The following is a 19,300-nucleotide window of genomic DNA, read 5'->3' as shown; positions in this document are numbered from 1 at the left end:
TGAATAGTAGTGTATAATAAAGAATAAATTTTTTAAATGGATAGTATTATGAAGTTAAGATTATCAAAAAGAGCATTAAAAGAAGATTATCAAAGCAGTTTTATTAAGGTTATGCTTGAAGTTGCTACCAAAGGTGATTTAATATCATTTGCAGGAGGACTTCCAAATTCTGCATCTTTTCCTGTAGAGGAGATTAAAGCTGCTGCAAATAAAGTATTGGAAACTAAAGGTGCTTATTCTTTGCAATATAATAGTACTGAAGGATACGGACCTTTAAGAGAGTTTATTGCAAATAGATATAAAAAGCAGGGTATTTATATAGATAGTAAAGATATACTTATTACTAACGGCTCTCAGCAGGCATTGGATATTATTTCTTCATGTCTTATAGATCCTAATGATAATGTTTTGGTTGAAGATCCATCTTATTTAGCTGCTTTACAATCATTTCATCTTTATAATCCTAATATTAATACAGTTAATTTGAATGAAGACGGAGTTGATATAGAAGAGTTTAAAAATGCTATAAATAAACATGATAACAAATTCTTTTATTCAGTTCCAAATTTCCAAAATCCTACTGGGATAACTTATAAAAATGAAATAAGAGAAAAAATAGCAGATATAATGAAAGGTAAGGATACATTTTTTATAGAGGATAATCCTTACGGAGAACTTAGATTTAAAGGCGAGCATCAAAAATCTATGGGAATATATTTGGGAGAGCAGGCTATATTATTAGGTACTTTTTCAAAAACTGTTGCCCCTGGTATGAGATTAGGATGGATAGCATGTAGAGAAAAAGAATTATATTCTAAAATGAAAAATTATAAACAGCTTATAGATTTGCATACAGGTACATTCTCTCAAATGGTTGTAAGTCAATATCTCGAGGATAATGATTATGATTCTCATATAAAAAAGATAATAGATTTATATGGCAGACAATGTAATTATATGCTTGAAGCTATGGATAAATATTTACCTGATGATATGCATTGGACTCATCCTGAAGGCGGTATGTTTATATGGGCAACTCTTCCTAAAGGAATAGATGCAGTTGACCTTTCAAAAAAGGCTGCTGATGATGGTATTGCTGTTGTAGCTGGAGAACCTTTCTATGAAGCAAAAAGAGGTTTGGGTACTTTAAGATTGAATTATACAAATTCCAAGCCAGAAGATATTGATAAAGGGATATCAATATTAGGAAAAGTTATTGAAAAAATGCGTAAATAATAAATACGAAACAGATAAAAAGGCAGTTCATTTCTTTGAACTGTCTTTTCTATAATATGTATTTTTAATAATAACAAATTGTATATTAAGGTTCTCATTTACTAATATTATTTATTAATAATAATTTTTTATGTAAAAATATACATTTTTTTACTTTTTATATGTATTAAAATTTTTTTATTTATATCTTGCCTCACATATACATTCATTAAAACACTATATTAAAAGAAGAAAAAATATGATTTAAAAAATTACTTCATTTATCTTATTCCTATCTATATTTGCTAGTTTTTATATAACAAACAGCTAAATCTGCATTAGACGGCATATCTCAGTCATATAATGATGAGATGAATGTATCTGTTTCTTATACTGAATTTGATAAGAAGACTCAAAATAAAAGCATTTCTGCTATGTTTATAGTAGCTTTGCAACTTGGGCTTTACATGCTAAACTTCTAAATGATATGGCTTTATCTACTAAAGATTAATGCTACAGTTAATACACCAAAAACAGGTACTGATGTTGATAATTTAAAAAGCTGTATAGCTTGAGAAATTTATGAATATACCAAAATGTATCCTACTTTCAGTAAAGTTATTGCAACTGAAAATAATAAAAATGTTACTGATTTAATTAATAGAACAACTTCTGTTAAAAAAACTCATTCTGAATTATATACTAAAGTTATGTATGATTTAAATGCTAAGAAAACTTTACCTACAGTTTACTATTTATATTATGTTTTTGTATATATAGAATCGGGGGTACACTGAGCAAATGTCCTTCATGTAATGCTACAGCTAATTCTTTTTAGGCTTTTAATTAATTATTAAAAAACACAATTATTATTTAATGGGGAAAAGTATTGGTAATATTTTTTATTATCAATGCTTTTTTATAACTTGAAAAAATCTTAATAGTTTATATAATATCAAATAATATTTTTAATAATTTTTTATTTGGAGTAATTAATAAATGCAATCTATGATATCATATATAATAGCAGCTTCTGTTATTTTAGTTATTTTTATATTATTGGTAATAATTAAAAAATCTAAAAAACCTAAAGTCTCATTAACAAGTTCTAAAAGTAAATTTTCATTATCATCATTGTTTAATACTTCATCAATTAATGATGAGTTTTTTGCTAGTTTAGAAAATATATTGATAACCGCAGATGCTGGTGTTGAAACAACTAAAGATATTATTTCAAAGTTGAGAGAAGCTGTAGATAAAGAAAATATAAAAGAACCTTCAGAAGTTAAAAAATGTTTAAGAGAAATTTTAATATCTAAATTTATATCAAAAAAAATAGAGTTAAAAGATAAAACTATACTTTTTGTAGTTGGAGTTAATGGAGTAGGTAAAACAACTTCCATAGCTAAATTAGCTAATATATTGAAAAAAGATCATAAAGTAATATTGGCTGCGGCAGATACATTTAGAGCTGCTGCTATAGAGCAATTAGAAGAGTGGGCTAATAGACTTTCTGTAACTATTGTAAAAGGACAGCAAGCTGGAGATCCTGCTAGTGTATTATTTTCTGCTTTGGATAAGGCTAAGGCAACAGATGCTGATATTGTTATAGTTGATACAGCTGGTAGATTTCATAATCAGGAAAATTTAGTAAGACAGCTTGAAAAGATGAAAAAAATTGCTACTGAAAGATTTATAGAATTTAATTTTGTACCTATATTGGTATTGGACGCTAATGTTGGGCATAATGGTATTGAGCAGGCTAAAGTATTTACTAATGCTTTAAATATACAAGGTGCTATAGTTTCAAAATTGGATAGTACAGCTAAAGGCGGAGTTGCTATAAGCATTGCTCATTATTTATCTCTTCCAATATATTATGGTGGATTTGGGGAGAAAGTAGATGATTTTAAGGAATTTGATGCTGAAAGTTTTGTAGATTCTATATTGCAGTAATATATGCAATCATTGGAGATTATATTATGTCTTTAACTATTAAACCTTCAGATATTTTTGGATCTATTTATATTCAAATGAGTAAAAGTGATGCTCATAGGGCTTTAATAGCATCATCATTAGCAAAACAATCAAGTATCATAAAGCCTTGGATAGATAATGTGGGTGTTGATATTGATGTTACAAGAAATGCTGTTTCTAATTTTGCCGATTTAGAAATAATTGATGATTATTTGAAAGTATCACCTAAAGAAGAATATAAAAAAGAATTGACTATAGATGTTAAAGAATCTGGTACTAGTTTAAGACTTTTAATTCCAATCATATCGGCACTTGGAGTAAATTGTACTTTTATAGGTTCAGAGAAATTGTTTTCAAGACCTATGAATGTTTATAAGAGTATATGGGAAGAACGGGGATTAGAGTTTAATATTTCCAAAGATTTTATTAATATATCAGGAAAGTTAAAATCATCAGAGTTTAGAGTATCTGGAAATATAAGCAGTCAGTTCATAAGCGGACTTTTATTTGCATTACCGTTATTGGAAAATGATTCTAAAATTATTATAGAAGGGGAGTTAGAATCCACTCCTTATGTTATGATGACTTTGAAAACTCTTAAATCTGCAAATATAGAAATATCTAGACAGGGTAATAATGTAATAGAAGTATATGGAAATCAGGAATATTCCCCTCTAAATTATGAAGTAGAATCGGATTGGTCTCATGCTGCTTTTTTTGCTGTTGCTGGAGCTTTAGGAGGGGAAGTTACATTGTATGGATTAAATAAATATTCTATACAGGGTGATAAAGAAATATTAAATATTCTTAAGTTTATGGGTGCTAATATATATTATAATGATGATAATTCAATCACAATAAAAAAATCTAATAAATTAAATGCTATGGATATAGATATGTCAAATATACCAGATTTGGCTCCTATTATCACAGCACTTGCTTGTACTGCTAAAGGAAGAACTAGATTGTATAATGCAGGAAGATTAAAATACAAAGAAAGCGATAGAATTAATGATTTAAAAGATAGTTTCACTAAAATAGGTGCTAATATAGAGGTAGGAAATGATGAGATATTTATAAATGGTGTTGAAAGACTTAAAGGTGGAAATACTACTTCTCATAATGATCATAGAATAGCTATGGCACTTGCTGTGGCATCTATTGTTTCAAATGAAAATATCTCTATAGATGATGCTGAGTCTATTAAGAAATCATCTTTTAGTTTCATAGAACAATTTAGAAGTATAGGTGCCAATATAGTATTATAAACTGTTTAATATATTTATAAGTATTTCTAATCGTATATAATTTGTAACAGGTCAGTTTCTTCAATAACTTCTGCTTCGATTCATACCATTTTAATATTACTCTTGAAAATCTATTGGTTAATCAAATCTAATTACTATAATTTCTTATATCAAATAATAATTTATAATATTAGGAATTTTATATAATATTTCTCTGGTATAAGGATACTATATTTATATAGCATCAACCTCTCTTCTTTTATTTTATCGCATAATATTAATGCTATGGCGTAAAAATAATATAAATAATCTTATTCATAATACATATCCTAACTATATTATAAAAATTTGAAATAATTAACTATATTATATATTAACCGTTTTACTTTGATTATTTATAATTTTGATATTTTAATAATTTTAATTATTAAAGTATTTCTTTTTATTTCTAAATTTTAAACGTATAACTCTAAATAATGCCTCTGCTATTATATTTTTAGACATTTTTGATTGTCCGTTTCTTCTTTCATAAAATATTATAGGTTCTTCTTCTACTTTATATCCATTGCTCTCAAAAGAATAATTCATCTCTATTTGAAAAGAGTATCCAGCCGAAAGTATATTATCAAAGTTCATTTTTTTTAATACAGATACTCTAAAACATTTAAATCCGCCTGTAATATCCATAATTTTTGAACCTAATACAATTGATGCATATCTATTGCCATAATATGATAGAAAAAGCCTTTTTAAAGGCCAATTTACTATACTTATTCCATCACAGTACCTAGATCCTATTATTAAATCTAATTTTTCATTTTCCATTCTTTCAATAAATTTAATAATGAAATTAGGATCATGTGAAAAATCAGCATCCATCTCTATAACATAATCAGGATTATACTGAAATGAATGTTTAAATCCAGCAATATATGCAGGTCCCAATCCTTCTTTCTTTTCTCTTTTTAATAAATGAACTCTATTATTATTTAAATACTTCTCAACTATCGTCGCAGTGCAGTCTGGGCTATTATCATCCACTACCAAAACTTCTATATATTCAGGTAATGATAATATTGTATTGAGCATTTTTTCTATATTATCTCTTTCATTATATGTAGGTAATACTATGGTAGCTTTCATTTTTTACTTGATTTCCTTTTATATCTATTTTTAGGTTTTTCTGTATTTTTCTTTATATAATTATCTATATTAAACATTATATATTTAACATATCTAATATTTGAAATTCTAGGATCTATCATATTTTTGTATGAGAATGTTTCATTATTATCTATTTTGTAAAATACAATATCTCCAAATAAAATTATATCATTATCATCTATGGCATTATCTATACCAATTAAATTAATTTTTACTCCTATAGATATAGCGGTATCTATGATTTTATATCCAACCATATAAGAGTTTTCATAATCTAATTCCATATCAAGAGAATCAGCTAAAGTTTTAAAAGTTTTTATTTTTATTTCTTTATTTCTATATTTTACTATTATATTTTCTTTTATATCATTATCATTGAAAGAAAAATTAATATTTTGCATTTGATTGAATGGCTGTTTAATATTCAAATAATTTATCAATTCTTTAGATTTCTCTATTTCTTCATCTTCCATTTCTATTGGGCTTGCCAATGATAATTTGTACTGCTTATTAATTTTGTATATTTCTTTATCCAAGGTTTGAAATGTTTTTGATGTTCTGTTATATTTTACATGCTGAATTATTTTATAATTTTTATTATATACAGTCCAAATAAAATTATCAGATAATATATTCATAATATAATTTTCTATGAATATATTCTTCCAATCATCTATATCCCATTTTTTTCCTGTCATTAATGCTTTATGCAGTCTGTAAACTTGGAATTCATAAGTTGATTTCATATTATTTTTGATACTGTAAAATTCATCTAATAGTTTTTTGCTTATATTATGATATTTATCTATATTAGTTACATATTCTTTTTTATTATTATCAAATATTTTTTCAATATTCAATTTTTCATTTATATTGAGAGTGAAAGAGTATGTATCATCTTTTAATACTTTTTGACCATTTCTATCTATTCCATAATTTGGTATGATTTTATCACCCAAAGTATCTTCTGAAATATTGAGTTTTTTTGCTGCTGATTTGAATGCTAATTTTGATGTATTTTTTATTTGATAGTATTTAAAATTATTTGATATATAATCGATTAAAGTTAAAGAGTAAATACTGCCATTGGAAGATAATGCTGATATGGCATAATTAGCAAGAGAAATTCTTCCTGATTCACACCAATCTCTAAGATTATTCAATACTTTATCTATTTTATGATCTGATTCATAAACAAGATAAGGTATCATTACAAATTTATAAGTTGTATCAGCACCTTCAAATATCCATCTTTCATATATATTTTTTATAACATTTACAAAAGATTCAAAATCAAAATACGAAATAATTTTATCTAAATCTTTTATTTTTGAAGGAAATTTTAATTTAGAATATTCCAAATATATATATTTTATAATAATAATTGGTACATTCTGATTAGAGTCTTTACTAATAATTCCATACAATAAAGATTCATCTAAACATAATAAATTTTTTTCATATTTTTTATCATAATTTTTATTAACAAAATTAACTATATTATCAATATCTTTAAAACCCAAATTGATAATTTTTTTATTTTTCCATCTTTTTAATATATCCTTTGCTAAATCACTTTCCAAAGTTTTTAAATATTCATAGGATTCTTTTTTCTTTCTATTAATTATTTTTATAGCAGTTTTTCTTATACTATGAGATTTATTATCCAAAAGAGAACATAGTATCTTACTTGAACCGAAATCTATTTCTTTACTGTATAATTCATTTAAAAACGGTATGAAATTTTTGCTGTTTTTTGTTACTCTATTTACAAAGTTTTTGTTTGAAAATAAACTTTCAAAATATTCCACATTCTTTTTTATTAGTGAATAGAAAAAATTATTAAATTCTTTATTTTTTATCTGAACTGCAAATGAATCATAATATGATATTCTATCATTATAAGAATAGAAAAATATATAAGAAATTATAATATCAGATAATGTTACATCCATATTAGTTAAATAATTTAAACTTTCCTGATATGTGATATTGAATCCTTCTTTTCTAATTAAAATTAAATATATTAATGCTTTATAATTATTTATTTTTAATATTATATTAAGAAGCTTCTTAGATTTTTTAGAGTAATCTGATAATAATAAAATATAATATAATCTATAATTGTTTAATATCGATTTTTTTATAAATTCTATATCTTCGTTGTTTGGAGTTTTTTTAATATTATAAGGCTTATAAGGTTTTATTGCACTAAAATATCCAAATGCTGATTTTTTTACATGAAATCTTTTTATTAATTCATATCTTTTATCATCTTCGTATATTATATCATTATTTATTATTGTAATACTGTTAGGTATTCCAAGATGTTCTACTATATTGTATTTGGCATAATAAGAGTCATAAAGCTTTTGAAGTAAAATATATATTTTTTTATCGGCTATTTTTAGATTAGCTTTTTCATCATCATTTTTCAGCAAAATGGAAGTTAATATCAAATATATACCACAGTTATTACTGTTTTCTAATGTTTTATATAATGAATAAAAATATTCTCTGTCTTTATTGTATGTATAATTGGCTTCTCTTAAAAAATCCAAGGCATATATATCATTTTCTACTATACCTCTATTAATGATACATATTTCTTTTTCTAAATTATAGCCTTCGTATTTTCTGCTGAATAATGAACTATTAAATTTTTCCATATATTACTCTTCATTATTTATTATAAAAAATTACTTATATTATACAACTATTTAAATAAATAATAAATACTATATTAATTTACATGTTTTTAATAGCCAATTGTCCACAGCCTGCCAATATTTCCTGTCCCTGTTTGAATCTCTCAACGACTTCGACTCCATTGTCTTTAAGTATAGATTTGAATCTTAATATAATATCTTTATTAGGTCTTTGCAATTGAGGAGCATGTTCTACAGGATTCATAGGTATGACATTAACCTTAAAAGGGAATTCTTTTTTCAAATTTACAAGTCTGTATGCATCATTAACAGAATCATTAATATCTTTAATAAGCACCCATTCAAATGTAATCATTCTCTTTCCATTCTTACTATATCTTTTTAGTATAGCCATAAGATTTTCTATTGGATATCTTTTATTTATAGGCATAATTTTATCTCTTATATCATTTTTTAATGAATGCAAAGAAACAGCTAATCTGCAGTCCAAATCTCTTTCAATTAACTGTTTTATTCCAGCAACCTCTCCAGATGTTGATATTGTAATATGTCTTATACCTAAATTAAAACCTTTGAATGAATTAATAGTATCTATTGCTTTAAAAAGATTCTTTGTATTTGCCAAAGGTTCTCCCATGCCCATAAATACTATTGAATTGACTTTTTTTGTAACGGCTCTCATAAGTAGAAATTCAGCTAATATTTCATCAGCGGTTAGATTTCTAGAAAGTCCCATACTTCCAGTGGCACAAAAAGCACATCCGTATCCACATCCTACTTGTGATGATAAACAGAATGTTACCCTGTCTTTTTTCTTTAGTATAACAGATTCTACTTTTTTTCTATCATATAATGATATTAATAATTTTTGAGTGCCGTATTCATCTTCTGAAATATTTTCTATTTTTGAATTATGTATAAAATAGTATTCATCTAATAAAGTCCTTAAATTTTTTGGTATATTGCTCATTTCCTCAAAACTTATTGCATACTTTTTATATATCCAATTCAGTATTTGAGATGCATGAAATTTAGGGAAATTATTTTCTATACAGAATTTAGATAATTCCTCTTCTGAAACATTCATTATAGATATTTTTTTAGCCATAAACTTTCTTAAATTAAATTTTTATTTTATTATATTTATACCATATAATGTTATCAATATTTGTCGCTTATAAACTATAAGCTTTATTTAACCCCTCAGCAGCTTTTTGTAGGAGTAGAGGCGGATTCATTACTACTAGATGAACTTGATGAGCTAGATGAGGTACTATTTTTTCCTTTATAGTCATTAACATAGAATCCTTTGCCCTTAAAAATGATGCCACTATTTAAAGATATCATTCTTTTTGCTTCACTTCCGCATTTAGGACAGTCTGCTTTAGATTCTGCTGTTATTGATTGAAATTCTTCAAATTCATTTCCACAGTTTCCACATTTATATTCATAAGTAGGCATAATTACTTCCTTTTATTATATTTGATAATTAAATTATAGTGTAATAATATATATTTAAATTAAAATCTGTCAAGTATATTTATTACCAGATTATTATGGTAATATTTTTTGTTGACAAACGAATTGACTATTTTATACTTGTCTGAAACTATAAACTAAGGATACTTATGAAACAATTTGTTGAAAAATTTTTGATGGATACTGTAGTAAGATTATCTAATAATAGGTATATTAGTGCAGTAAAAGAGGGTGTAATATCTGTTATTGGTATTACAATAGTTGGAAGTTTTTTCCTTCTTATAGCTTATCCTCCAGTTCCGAATTCTTGGTTTGAAACTATGGGAGTTTTTAAATGGATAGCAGCAAATAGAGAGATAATATTGATGCCTTTTCAGGCTACTATGAGTATTATATCTGTATTTGTTATTATAGGAACAGCTTATCATTTATCAAGAAATTTAGAATTACCTACAATACCGATTATATTGATTTCTTTAATAGCGTTTTTTATGACTTTGGATTGGACTAAAGCATTTGAATCGGTGTCATTTTCTACTGTTGTGGTAACAAATGAAAATCAGGCAGCATTAATGGAGCTTTTAAAATTAGATTCATTGCCTAATATAGGTGATAAATTAAGTATTACTTCAAACCCATTAAATTCTTTAGGTATGATAATTCCTATGGATAATATGGGAAGTAAAGGAATGTTTGTAGGATTTTTATGTGTTATAGTAGTATGTTTTGTATTTAATTTCTTTAAAAAGAAAAATTTAACTATAAAAATGCCTGACGGAGTTCCAGAAGGTGTAATAAGATCTTTTGAAGCTTTAATTCCTTTATTAGTTATAGTGTCATTATTTGAATTATTACATTTGATACCAGCTTTATTACCAAATCAATTTCCTGATGGAATCATAGATTTACATGTAATATTGCAGAAACTATTCTTCTGGCTTCCTATTATAATAAATAGTTTACCCGGTGCTTTAATAATGGTATTTTTTATATGTTTATTATGGAGCTTGGGTATTCATGGAAGTTCTATAGTAGAAGCATTTACTATGCCTATATTATTACAGCTTTTTGAAGCTAATGCACAGGCATATATAAATGGAGAAACTATACCTTATATATTAACAAATCAATTTTATTATTCATTTATTTGGATAGGCGGTGGTGGAGGTACACTTGGACTTGTTATATTAATGGCTTTTGTTGCACGTTCAAAATATATGAAAGTTTTAGGAAAATCATCTTTGGCTCCTTGTTTATTTAACATTAATGAACCTATAGTATTTGGAACTCCTATAGTATTAAACCCTTATTTGATTGTTCCTTATATTGCAGGACCTATGATATGTGTAATTACTTCATATATTGCTACTAAACTTGGATTTGTTTCACAAACTGTTGCAGTTGTTCCTTGGACATTTCCTGCACCTTTATATGCTTATTTTGCAACGGGTGGAGATTGGAAATCAATAATATTGGTTTTAGTTAACTTGACAATTTTAACTGCCATGTATTTTCCATTTTTAATAGCTTATGATAAAAAACTTTTATTAGAAGAAGCAGAAGAAAATGGAGAAAATAACGAAACTAAATAAATTAAAAAGGGGACTTATATGGGTAAAAGAATTTTTGAATTAAGTTTAGAAGATGTTTTAAATATGAATGCTTCTTTACTAAAGGAAATTATTAAAAAATCTGAAGGAAGATCTGTTATGTCTGAAGTATGTTGCGGTCATCAGCCTTTGATAGATTCAGTTAGTAATGCTGAAGCTGCTGCTGCTTTTGGAGCAGATTTAATAACTTTAAATTTATTTGATATGAATAAACCTTTTGTTTGGGGATTATATAAAGAAAATCCTGATTCTTCAGAGCAAACTTGGCTTTCAGGAAGATTAAAAGGTTTAGTTAATGAAATGAATAAGAACAATGATAATGTTGTTAAGGATTTGAAAAAGGTTACAGGAAGATTAATAGGTGTTAATTTAGAGCCTGTACCAGAAGACAGTAATTATAATTCAGGCTTTAGAGCTTCAAAAGAGAATTATGAAAAACTTCTTCAATATGGTTTTGATTATGTTGTTCTTACAGGAAACCCAAATACAGGTGTTACAATAGAAAATATATCAAAATCTGCTAAAGAATTAAAAACTGTTTGCGGTGATAAAATTCTTATTATTGCAGGAAAAATGCATGGGGCAGGTGGAGATAATGTGTATTCTATGGAAGAGCTTGATAATATGGTTAAGGCAGGTGCTGATGTTGTTATGGTTGGTGCCCCTTCTACACTTCCTGGATATACTGTTGATTTTGTTCATGAACAAATAAAAAGAATACATAGTTTCGGAGCTTTAGCAAAAACGGCTATAGGAACTTCTCAGGAAGGTGCTGATGTTAATACTATCAGAGAAATGACTTTATGGTCAAAGATGGCAGGTGCTGATATTGTACATATTGGCGATGCTGCTTATTCTGGTATGGCATTACCTGAAAATATTATGGCTATGTCTATCGCTATTAGAGGTATAAGACATACTTACAGAAGAATGGCTTATAGAAAATAATCCTCAAATAATAAAAATAAATAAAGCTGTATTATCATAATATGGCTTTATTTATTTCATTAAATTTTTCTTTTAAAACCATCATATAGTCATGATATTTATTTGCAAGATTATTGTCAGGTTCTATGAACGTATTATCAATCAAAGAATCTCTTATATCATCTAATGAAATCTTTTTTCTTAATAGTAAAACAGCAGATATAGCAGCACCAAGAGAAGCACCTCCTGAAGGAAGTATTCTTATAGGGCATTGCCAAATATTTGCTATTATTTTTAATATTTCTTTATCCTTTGTAGGACCGCCTGTAACAGCGAGATAAGTTTTGTTATTTTTTGAAATGAACTGTTTTGAATATAATGATACGAGAGATAAAGAACTTAAAACTATTCCCTTATAATCATTATCAAAAGATGGATTTTTATAATATCTTTTTATATGGAAAGCTCTACTTATAGGTACGGATTCATTTTCTTTTTGCCATAATACAAGAGGTATATTATTAGTATTTTTTTCTAATGATTCTGTTATTTCTTTATAAGTTCTTGTATATGTTTTCATAATTTCATCCCAAACCATAGCTCCGTTAGTACGACAGAATATCATAAATGGATTTCCTATTCCATCATACATGCCATTTGAAACTCCTGAATAATCTCTGCTGTTTTCATCTATATTAAGCATATAAACAAAACTAGTGCCAAGTGATAATATGTCGCCTTTATATAATACTTTAGTCTGAGGATTATCTCCGCTTCCTATGCCAACTATACATTCGCCATCAAATCCGTATTTTTCTACAAAATATTCGCATATATATCCTGCAAAACTAGAAGGGTTATCTATATTTCCTAATTTTTCTTTTAAATCATTTGATACAGTATTTAATAAAGTATCATTCCATTGTTTTTTCGTATAATCCATTAAACTCATTCCAGAAGCATTTCCAAAATCTACAGATATATTATCCTTTGCTGTTAATATTGATGCTATAAATGTATTTAATAAAAATATTTTATATGTATTTTTTGATAAATCTTTATTATTGTCAAAATTATATTTAATTATAGCACCTGTAAATCTAAGAGGGGAGTTAGAGGCAGTTATTTTTATCATATTTTCCTTTCCTCCAACTGCATTTCTGAGTTCATTAGCCTGTATTTGTGTGCATGAAGTTCTCCATATAGGAGCATAATCATAGGAATATGAAGTTTTTAATATATCAACTAAACTTTGATTTACTGATGATTTATCTTTTAATTTTACTATATTTGATTTATATTTTTCAGATAAATAAACATGTCCATGCTGCTGTGCAGATATTTGTATGGCTTTTATATCTTTTACAGAGCATTTTTCTTTAAGCTGTAATAATGCTTTGTCTAATGCGGCTAAAAATATATTTGTATCCTGTTCTGCTTTACCATCAATATTTGAATCTACCAGCAATGTGTTTTTATTCATTTTGGAGTTTTTTATTTCTTCTAATGAGTTGAATGCTATAGAAATATTTAATTCATTTTTATAATTTTCACAGTTTATAATACTTAAAGAAATACTCTGTGTGCTTAAATCTATTCCTAATGTGTACATTTTTTATATTATCCTTAAATATAATTTATTAAATCATTTGACTAAATAATCACAATATAAAGTATATAAAAATATATATCAAAAATCAATATTTTATTAATAATTCATGAAACTTTATTTTTCAATTTGATTTTTATGTATTTTTAGTATTAAATATAAAGTAATAAATTTTAATAATTTCACATTGAAGTAAGGATTTATGAAGTATCAAGTATTAGCAAAAGAAAAAACATTAAAAAATATTTTAAAAGAATGTATCAAAAGAGATAGATTTACAAGTATTGATATAGTGGACAGTTTAAAACTTACAAAGCCTACTGTAAATGAATCTTTGGATATTTTATTTAAAAATGATTTTATCACAAAGGAGAATTTTACAGAAGGTATGGTTGGAAGAAAGGCTCAGATTTGGAAAACAACACTTCATAAAAAACAGTCTTTAGCAATAGATATAGATTTTAATTTAGTAAAGATAGCAGTAATTGATATGTCAGGAAATTACCATAATTATAAAGAATATAAAAAAACTATTAATAATAATAATTTTTTTGATGTAATTAGTTTTGTTGTTAATGATTATAGAAATAAATATAAAGAATATCTCAATATAAAACAATTAGGAATATCTATACCAGGAAATATTAGTTTTGATAGGAAAAATATTTTATATGCTACCAATTTGGGGCTTAATAATATTAATATAAAAAACTTAGAATATGAATTGAATTTAAATATTATTTTAGAGAATGAGGCGAATAGTGCTGTTTTGGGAGAATTTTATTTATCAAAAGAAACAGATAAAAATAATTATATGCTTATATCTATATCGAATTTCGGAGTTGGCGGCGGACAAATAGTAGACGGGAAATTATTGAAAGGTGCTCATAGACTTGCTGGAGAAATAGGGCATTTTACTATCATTATGGACGGAGAGCCTTGTACTTGCGGGAATAGAGGCTGTTTTGAGAGATATGCTTCTTATGACGGACTTAAAAATATTATGAAAAAAAATAAGCTTGATTTTGATGATATTAATCAGTTATTTGAGAGTTATGATAAAAAGAGCGAAAAAGTAATAAAAGAATATTGTAAATTTTTGGGCAGAGGAATAAGAAGTCTGCTTTCTATATACGATTCAAGTAAAATCATTCTAAGTGGAAAAATGATAGATTATTGGGATAGAATATATCCTTATATACAAAAAGAAATTTTTGAAAATAACAACTTTTATTCAAAATTTAATGTTATGGTATTCAAATCTAAATTAGGAGATAAATCTTCTTTAGTTGGTGTGGGTCTTATTAATTTCTTTGAATTTATATATGACAAGGATTTTTTTAGTTAAAAAATATGTTTTTTCTTGACAAACATAATTTTTTTTATTAGACTTTAATTAGTAAAATGATTTTATTATTGTGGATATTTTTTATCGCTTAAGTAAATTAATTTTACTAAATAAAGTTTTGTTTGGAGATATATAAATGGAATATTTTAAGAATGCTGATAAAGTTCTTTATAAAGGAAAAGATAGTAAGGAGGCATTTTCATTCAAGCAGTATAATGCTTCAGAAGTAATATCTGGAAAAACTATGGAGGAATGGATGCCTTTTGCTATGAGTTGGTGGCATACATTGGCTGCAGGAAGTGCTGATCCTTTCGGAGCACCTGCTGCAAGCAGACCTTGGAATGGAAAAGAAGCTTTGGAAGCCTCTAAAATGAGAGTAGAAGCAGGATTTGAATTTATGCAGAAATTAGGTATAAATTATTTCTGTTTTCATGACAGAGATGTAGCTCCTGAATATTCTACATTGAAAGAAACTAATGAAAAATTGGATATGATAGTAGAGTTAATTCATGAAAGTATGAATAAAACAGGTAAAAAACTTTTATGGGCTACTTCATCTTTATTTACTAATCCTAGATATATGCATGGGGCAGCTACAAGTCCTTATGCTGATGTTTTTGCTGTCGCTGCTGCCCAAACTAAAAAAACTATGGACATAGCCAATAAATTAAATGCTAAAGGTTATGTATTCTGGGGCGGAAGAGAAGGATATGAAACTTTACTTAATACAAATATGAAAAAGGAATTAGATCATTTAGCATATTTCTTGTCTATGGCTGTAGAATATAAAGAAAAGATAGGATTTAAAGGTCAGTTCTTTATCGAACCTAAACCAAAAGAGCCTACAAAACATCAATATGATTTTGATGCTGCTACTACTTTGGAGTTTTTATATCATTATAATTTAGAAAAATATTTTGAACTTAATTTGGAAGTAAATCATGCTACTTTGGCAGGACATACTATGCAGCATGAAATGCAGGTTGCAAGAAATCATGGAAAATTGGGTTCTGTTGATATTAATTACGGTGATACTTTCTTGGGCTGGGACACAGATATGTTCCTTACAAATGTTTATGATGCTGTTTTAATGATGATGGAAATTATCAGAAACGGAGGATTAAAACATGGAGGATTTAATTTTGATGCTAAAGTTAGAAGACCTTCTCATACTATGGACGATTTAATGTATGCATATATTGCAGGAATGGATACTTTGGCTTGGGGATTAAGAATTGCTGATAAAATAATTCAAGACGGATGTTTTGATAAGTTTATAGAAGAAAGATACAGTTCTTATAATAGCGGAATAGGGGCAAAAATAGAAAGCAAATCTACTTCATTAGAAGAATTATATGATTATGCTCTTTCTTTAGAAGAAAAAGAACTTCCTAGTGGAAATCAGGAATTACTTGAAGCTAAATTAAATCAATTTATTTATAATTTATAATAATTTATATATAAAAGGAGAAAATCATATGAAAAAGATAATTTTGATTTTAAGTATTATATCTAGCTTATTGTTTATTTCTTGTTCTAATAATTCTTCATCATCTTCTAATGGCAGTGGAGATAAAACAATAAAAGTATGGCATATTCAAAATGTTGGAAAACAAGTAACTATTAAAGACGATGCAGGCAAAAGATTTATAAAAGAAAATCCTGATTTCAATGTAGAAATAACACCTATGAAAAATGATGCTTATAAAACTCAGATACAAATAGCAGTAGGTGCTAACAATTCACCTGATATATTTTTTACTTGGAGCGGCGGTACTATGATAGATTATGTAAAAGCTGGAAAAATTATAGATTTAACTGCTTATGTTGCTAAATATGATTTATCTAATACTTTGCTTCCAGCTTCTTTAGGTCAAGGAAGTTATGAAGGAAAAATATACGGTCTTCCTGTAGAATCTTCAATAATAGCTATGGTATTCTATAATAAAGAATTATTTGAAAAAAATGGATGGAAAATTCCTGCAACTTTAACTGAATTTGAAGCATTATGTGATCAAATAGTTGCTAAAGGTATAAAGCCTTTTGCTTTGGCAAATAAAACTAAATGGACAGCATCTATGTACTATATGTCATTAGTTTCTAGGATAGGAGGAAGTAAAGTATTTTATGATGCTGCTAACCGAGTAAATGGAGGAAGTTTTGAAAATCCTGCATTTATAGAAGCTGGTAAAAAACTTGTTGAGTGGGTTAATAAAGGTTATTTTAATGATGGTTTCAATGGACTTGATGATGATTCAGGTCAGGCTAGAGCTTTGCTTTATACAGATAAAGCTGCAATGTCTATATCAGGTTCATTCTTAATAAGTTCAATATCAAGTGAAAATCCGGATTTTATTAATAAATTGGATGCTTTTATATTTCCTATAGTTGAAGGAGGAAAAGGAGATCCTAAAGAATTAGTAGGTACAATAGGAGATAATTTTTATAGCATATCATCAGCATGTAAATATCCTGAAGAAGCTTTTAAATTAATGATGAAATTTGTAGATAACGAAGCTGTTCAAGGAGGTTTATCTATAGGTAAATTACCTCCTGTAAAAGATGTAAAAGCTGATTCACCTATATTTACTAAAATTGTTAATGCTATAAATGAAGCTTCAACTGTTCAGCTTTGGTATGATCAATATTTACCAGCAGAACTTGCTGAGGTACATAAAGATACTTTACAAGCTATGTTGGCTAAAACTATGACACCTGAAGAAGCATGTAAACAATTAGAAGCAAAAGCACTAGAATTATTAGGTCCTAGTTCTAAATAATATATAATAAAATATTATACACAATAGCGATTTATTATATTGCTATTGTGTATATTTTATAAGTATGAAGGAGTGTTTATGTTTTCTAAAATGATAAAAATAAGAGATAGAGAAATACATATTGTATCTATAATATTTTTAATTCCTTCTTTAATATTTATGATATTATTTATTTTTTACCCAATTGTAGATTCTTTTATACTTAGTTTGCATAGTTGGAATGGTATAGATCCTGTAAAAACTTTTGTCGGATTTGAAAATTGGAAGATATTAATTACAGATATAAGGTTTTGGAAAGCCTTAAAAAATAATTTATTAATATTGTTCTTATCAATTATAATTCAAATGCCTGTGGCTATATTATTAGCTTTAGCAATGGATTATGTTGGAAGAAAATTTAATTTTTTACGTTCTATATATTTTCTTCCTATGCTTATGTCATCTGTAGCAATTGGTTTTTTATTTAGATATGCATACGATCCTCAATTTGGAATTATAGCTGGTATTCTAAATATGTTAAATATAGATATTACAATAGATATATTAGGTAATCCTAATATATCAATATTTGCAATAATTGCTGTTATATGCTGGCAATTTATACCTTTCTATTTTATTTTATATGTAGCCAGTATAAGTTCAATACCTGTAGAATTATATGAAGCTGCTAAAATAGATGGTTCTAATTATTTTAATTATGCAAAAGAAATAGTTATACCATATATCTCTCCTACAATAAAAAGCGGTATTATACTTTCTATTGTTGGTTCATTAAAGTACTTTGATTTAATATATGTTATGACAGAAGGCGGCCCTAATGGTGGTACAGATTTAATGGCAACATATATGTATAAGAATTCATTTGTATCATTAAAACTTGGTTATGGAGCTACTATAGCATTTGCTATGCTTATTATAATTTCTATAATTTCATTCATAACATTCAAAAAATTAAATACTGCTGAAAAATAGGAGTAAATAATGAATAAAAAAATATATAGTAATAATGAAAAAATAATTAAAATATTAATAATATTTGTATTAATATTGTATGCTGTAATATCTTTTATACCATTTTACTATACTTTTATGACAGGATTTAAAGAGCAATTTGAAGTATTTACTAATGGTGTATTCGCTTTTCCAAATAAATTAAATTTTTCAAATTATATTTCTGTTTTAAAAGGCGGTATATGGTCATATTTTTTTAATAGTATAGTTGTTACATTAATATCTTTAATATTGATAATATTTTGTTCATCTCTTGCTTCTTAT

The 19,300-nt window shown here is 26.4% G+C and carries 15 protein-coding genes and 1 pseudogene; 11 read left to right on the top strand and 5 right to left on the bottom strand.

Features of this window, described 5'->3' with window-relative positions; all coding sequences use genetic code 11:
* Window positions 1-48 precede the first annotated feature (48 nt).
* The 4 genes from Q1J76_RS01685 to aroA all read left to right on the top strand — a co-directional run bounded on the left by Q1J76_RS01685 (window position 49) and on the right by aroA (window position 4,460).
* Window positions 49-1,236, top strand: coding sequence for an aminotransferase-like domain-containing protein (locus Q1J76_RS01685; protein ID WP_300365833.1), 1,188 nt, complete (start codon window positions 49-51; stop codon window positions 1,234-1,236).
* Between the two features lie 575 nt (window positions 1,237-1,811).
* Window positions 1,812-2,012 (top strand): ferritin family protein, encoded by a 201-nt coding sequence (locus Q1J76_RS01680; RefSeq protein WP_300365830.1) that lies wholly within the window; start codon window positions 1,812-1,814, stop codon window positions 2,010-2,012.
* 202 nt (window positions 2,013-2,214) lie between these two features.
* The gene (ftsY, locus tag Q1J76_RS01675) at window positions 2,215-3,171 is read left to right on the top strand and encodes a signal recognition particle-docking protein FtsY (RefSeq protein WP_300365827.1); all 957 of its coding nucleotides are present in this window, start codon (window positions 2,215-2,217) and stop codon (window positions 3,169-3,171) included.
* Window positions 3,172-3,197: 26 nt separating this feature from the next.
* The gene (gene aroA, locus Q1J76_RS01670; RefSeq protein WP_300365824.1) at window positions 3,198-4,460 is read left to right on the top strand and encodes a 3-phosphoshikimate 1-carboxyvinyltransferase; all 1,263 of its coding nucleotides are present in this window, start codon (window positions 3,198-3,200) and stop codon (window positions 4,458-4,460) included.
* A 399-nt stretch (window positions 4,461-4,859) separates the two neighbouring features.
* On the opposite strand, the gene Q1J76_RS01665 is transcribed toward aroA, so the two are convergent.
* From Q1J76_RS01665 to Q1J76_RS01650, 4 genes are all read right to left on the bottom strand, one after another.
* Window positions 4,860-5,582: a polyprenol monophosphomannose synthase gene (locus tag Q1J76_RS01665; protein ID WP_300365819.1), complete on the bottom strand. Its 723-nt coding sequence runs from the start codon at window positions 5,580-5,582 to the stop codon at window positions 4,860-4,862.
* Window positions 5,579-8,272 (bottom strand): DUF4132 domain-containing protein, encoded by a 2,694-nt coding sequence (locus Q1J76_RS01660; RefSeq protein WP_300365816.1) that lies wholly within the window; start codon window positions 8,270-8,272, stop codon window positions 5,579-5,581. The genes Q1J76_RS01665 and Q1J76_RS01660 overlap by 4 nt, the downstream gene beginning before the upstream one ends.
* Before the next feature lie 79 nt (window positions 8,273-8,351).
* Complete coding sequence (rlmN, locus tag Q1J76_RS01655) at window positions 8,352-9,380, bottom strand: dual-specificity RNA methyltransferase RlmN (RefSeq protein ID WP_300365813.1); 1,029 nt, start codon at window positions 9,378-9,380, stop codon at window positions 8,352-8,354.
* A 95-nt stretch (window positions 9,381-9,475) separates the two neighbouring features.
* Entirely contained in the window at window positions 9,476-9,733 is a 258-nt protein-coding gene (locus tag Q1J76_RS01650; RefSeq protein WP_300365810.1) for an FmdB family zinc ribbon protein, read from the bottom strand.
* Between the two features lie 167 nt (window positions 9,734-9,900).
* On the opposite strand from Q1J76_RS01650, the gene Q1J76_RS01645 reads away from it, so the two are divergent.
* Window positions 9,901-11,343 (top strand): PTS sugar transporter subunit IIC, encoded by a 1,443-nt coding sequence (locus Q1J76_RS01645; RefSeq protein ID WP_300365807.1) that lies wholly within the window; start codon window positions 9,901-9,903, stop codon window positions 11,341-11,343.
* An 18-nt stretch (window positions 11,344-11,361) separates the two neighbouring features.
* Window positions 11,362-12,309 (top strand): DUF7916 family protein, encoded by a 948-nt coding sequence (locus Q1J76_RS01640; RefSeq protein WP_300365804.1) that lies wholly within the window; start codon window positions 11,362-11,364, stop codon window positions 12,307-12,309.
* Window positions 12,310-12,343: 34 nt separating this feature from the next.
* On the opposite strand, the gene Q1J76_RS01635 is transcribed toward Q1J76_RS01640, so the two are convergent.
* On the bottom strand, window positions 12,344-13,900 hold the full coding sequence (locus Q1J76_RS01635) for an FGGY family carbohydrate kinase (RefSeq protein ID WP_300365801.1): 1,557 nt from the start codon (window positions 13,898-13,900) through the stop codon (window positions 12,344-12,346).
* 199 nt (window positions 13,901-14,099) lie between these two features.
* Between Q1J76_RS01635 and Q1J76_RS01630 the strand changes: the two genes are divergently transcribed.
* The 5 genes and pseudogenes from Q1J76_RS01630 to Q1J76_RS01610 form a co-directional block, all read left to right on the top strand.
* The gene (locus Q1J76_RS01630; protein ID WP_300365798.1) at window positions 14,100-15,245 is read left to right on the top strand and encodes an ROK family protein; all 1,146 of its coding nucleotides are present in this window, start codon (window positions 14,100-14,102) and stop codon (window positions 15,243-15,245) included.
* 136 nt (window positions 15,246-15,381) lie between these two features.
* A complete protein-coding gene (xylA, locus tag Q1J76_RS01625) occupies window positions 15,382-16,695 on the top strand; it encodes a xylose isomerase (protein WP_300365795.1) in 1,314 nt (437 codons plus the stop codon).
* Between the two features lie 28 nt (window positions 16,696-16,723).
* Window positions 16,724-18,025, top strand: a complete 1,302-nt coding sequence (locus tag Q1J76_RS01620) for an extracellular solute-binding protein (protein ID WP_300365793.1) — start codon at window positions 16,724-16,726, stop codon at window positions 18,023-18,025.
* Window positions 18,026-18,103: 78 nt separating this feature from the next.
* Complete coding sequence (locus Q1J76_RS01615; protein WP_300365789.1) at window positions 18,104-18,997, top strand: carbohydrate ABC transporter permease; 894 nt, start codon at window positions 18,104-18,106, stop codon at window positions 18,995-18,997.
* A gap of 9 nt (window positions 18,998-19,006) precedes the next feature.
* A pseudogene (locus Q1J76_RS01610) lies at window positions 19,007-19,300 on the top strand (hypothetical protein); the annotation flags it as partial.

The organism is Brachyspira sp. (genome assembly GCF_029258575.1).
GTDB lineage: Bacteria > Spirochaetota > Brachyspiria > Brachyspirales > Brachyspiraceae > Brachyspira.
Note: the sequence above shows the minus strand (reverse complement) of the source record. Positions and strands in the feature narration are given on the sequence as shown.

What these genes read in the sequence shown, in the direction of transcription:
- rlmN (WP_300365813.1), bottom strand. Translation starts at nt 9,380, where the DNA reads ATGGCTAAAAAAATATCTATAATGAATGTTTCAGAAGAGGAATTATCT.
- Q1J76_RS01650 (WP_300365810.1), bottom strand. Translation starts at nt 9,733, where the DNA reads ATGCCTACTTATGAATATAAATGTGGAAACTGTGGAAATGAATTTGAA.
- Q1J76_RS01630 (WP_300365798.1), top strand. Translation starts at nt 14,100, where the DNA reads ATGAAGTATCAAGTATTAGCAAAAGAAAAAACATTAAAAAATATTTTA.
- Q1J76_RS01665 (WP_300365819.1), bottom strand. Translation starts at nt 5,582, where the DNA reads ATGAAAGCTACCATAGTATTACCTACATATAATGAAAGAGATAATATA.
- Q1J76_RS01685 (WP_300365833.1), top strand. Translation starts at nt 49, where the DNA reads ATGAAGTTAAGATTATCAAAAAGAGCATTAAAAGAAGATTATCAAAGC.
- xylA (WP_300365795.1), top strand. Translation starts at nt 15,382, where the DNA reads ATGGAATATTTTAAGAATGCTGATAAAGTTCTTTATAAAGGAAAAGAT.
- aroA (WP_300365824.1), top strand. Translation starts at nt 3,198, where the DNA reads ATGTCTTTAACTATTAAACCTTCAGATATTTTTGGATCTATTTATATT.
- Q1J76_RS01620 (WP_300365793.1), top strand. Translation starts at nt 16,724, where the DNA reads ATGAAAAAGATAATTTTGATTTTAAGTATTATATCTAGCTTATTGTTT.
- Q1J76_RS01660 (WP_300365816.1), bottom strand. Translation starts at nt 8,272, where the DNA reads ATGGAAAAATTTAATAGTTCATTATTCAGCAGAAAATACGAAGGCTAT.
- Q1J76_RS01680 (WP_300365830.1), top strand. Translation starts at nt 1,812, where the DNA reads ATGTATCCTACTTTCAGTAAAGTTATTGCAACTGAAAATAATAAAAAT.
- Q1J76_RS01640 (WP_300365804.1), top strand. Translation starts at nt 11,362, where the DNA reads ATGGGTAAAAGAATTTTTGAATTAAGTTTAGAAGATGTTTTAAATATG.
- Q1J76_RS01615 (WP_300365789.1), top strand. Translation starts at nt 18,104, where the DNA reads ATGTTTTCTAAAATGATAAAAATAAGAGATAGAGAAATACATATTGTA.
- Q1J76_RS01645 (WP_300365807.1), top strand. Translation starts at nt 9,901, where the DNA reads ATGAAACAATTTGTTGAAAAATTTTTGATGGATACTGTAGTAAGATTA.
- Q1J76_RS01635 (WP_300365801.1), bottom strand. Translation starts at nt 13,900, where the DNA reads ATGTACACATTAGGAATAGATTTAAGCACACAGAGTATTTCTTTAAGT.
- ftsY (WP_300365827.1), top strand. Translation starts at nt 2,215, where the DNA reads ATGCAATCTATGATATCATATATAATAGCAGCTTCTGTTATTTTAGTT.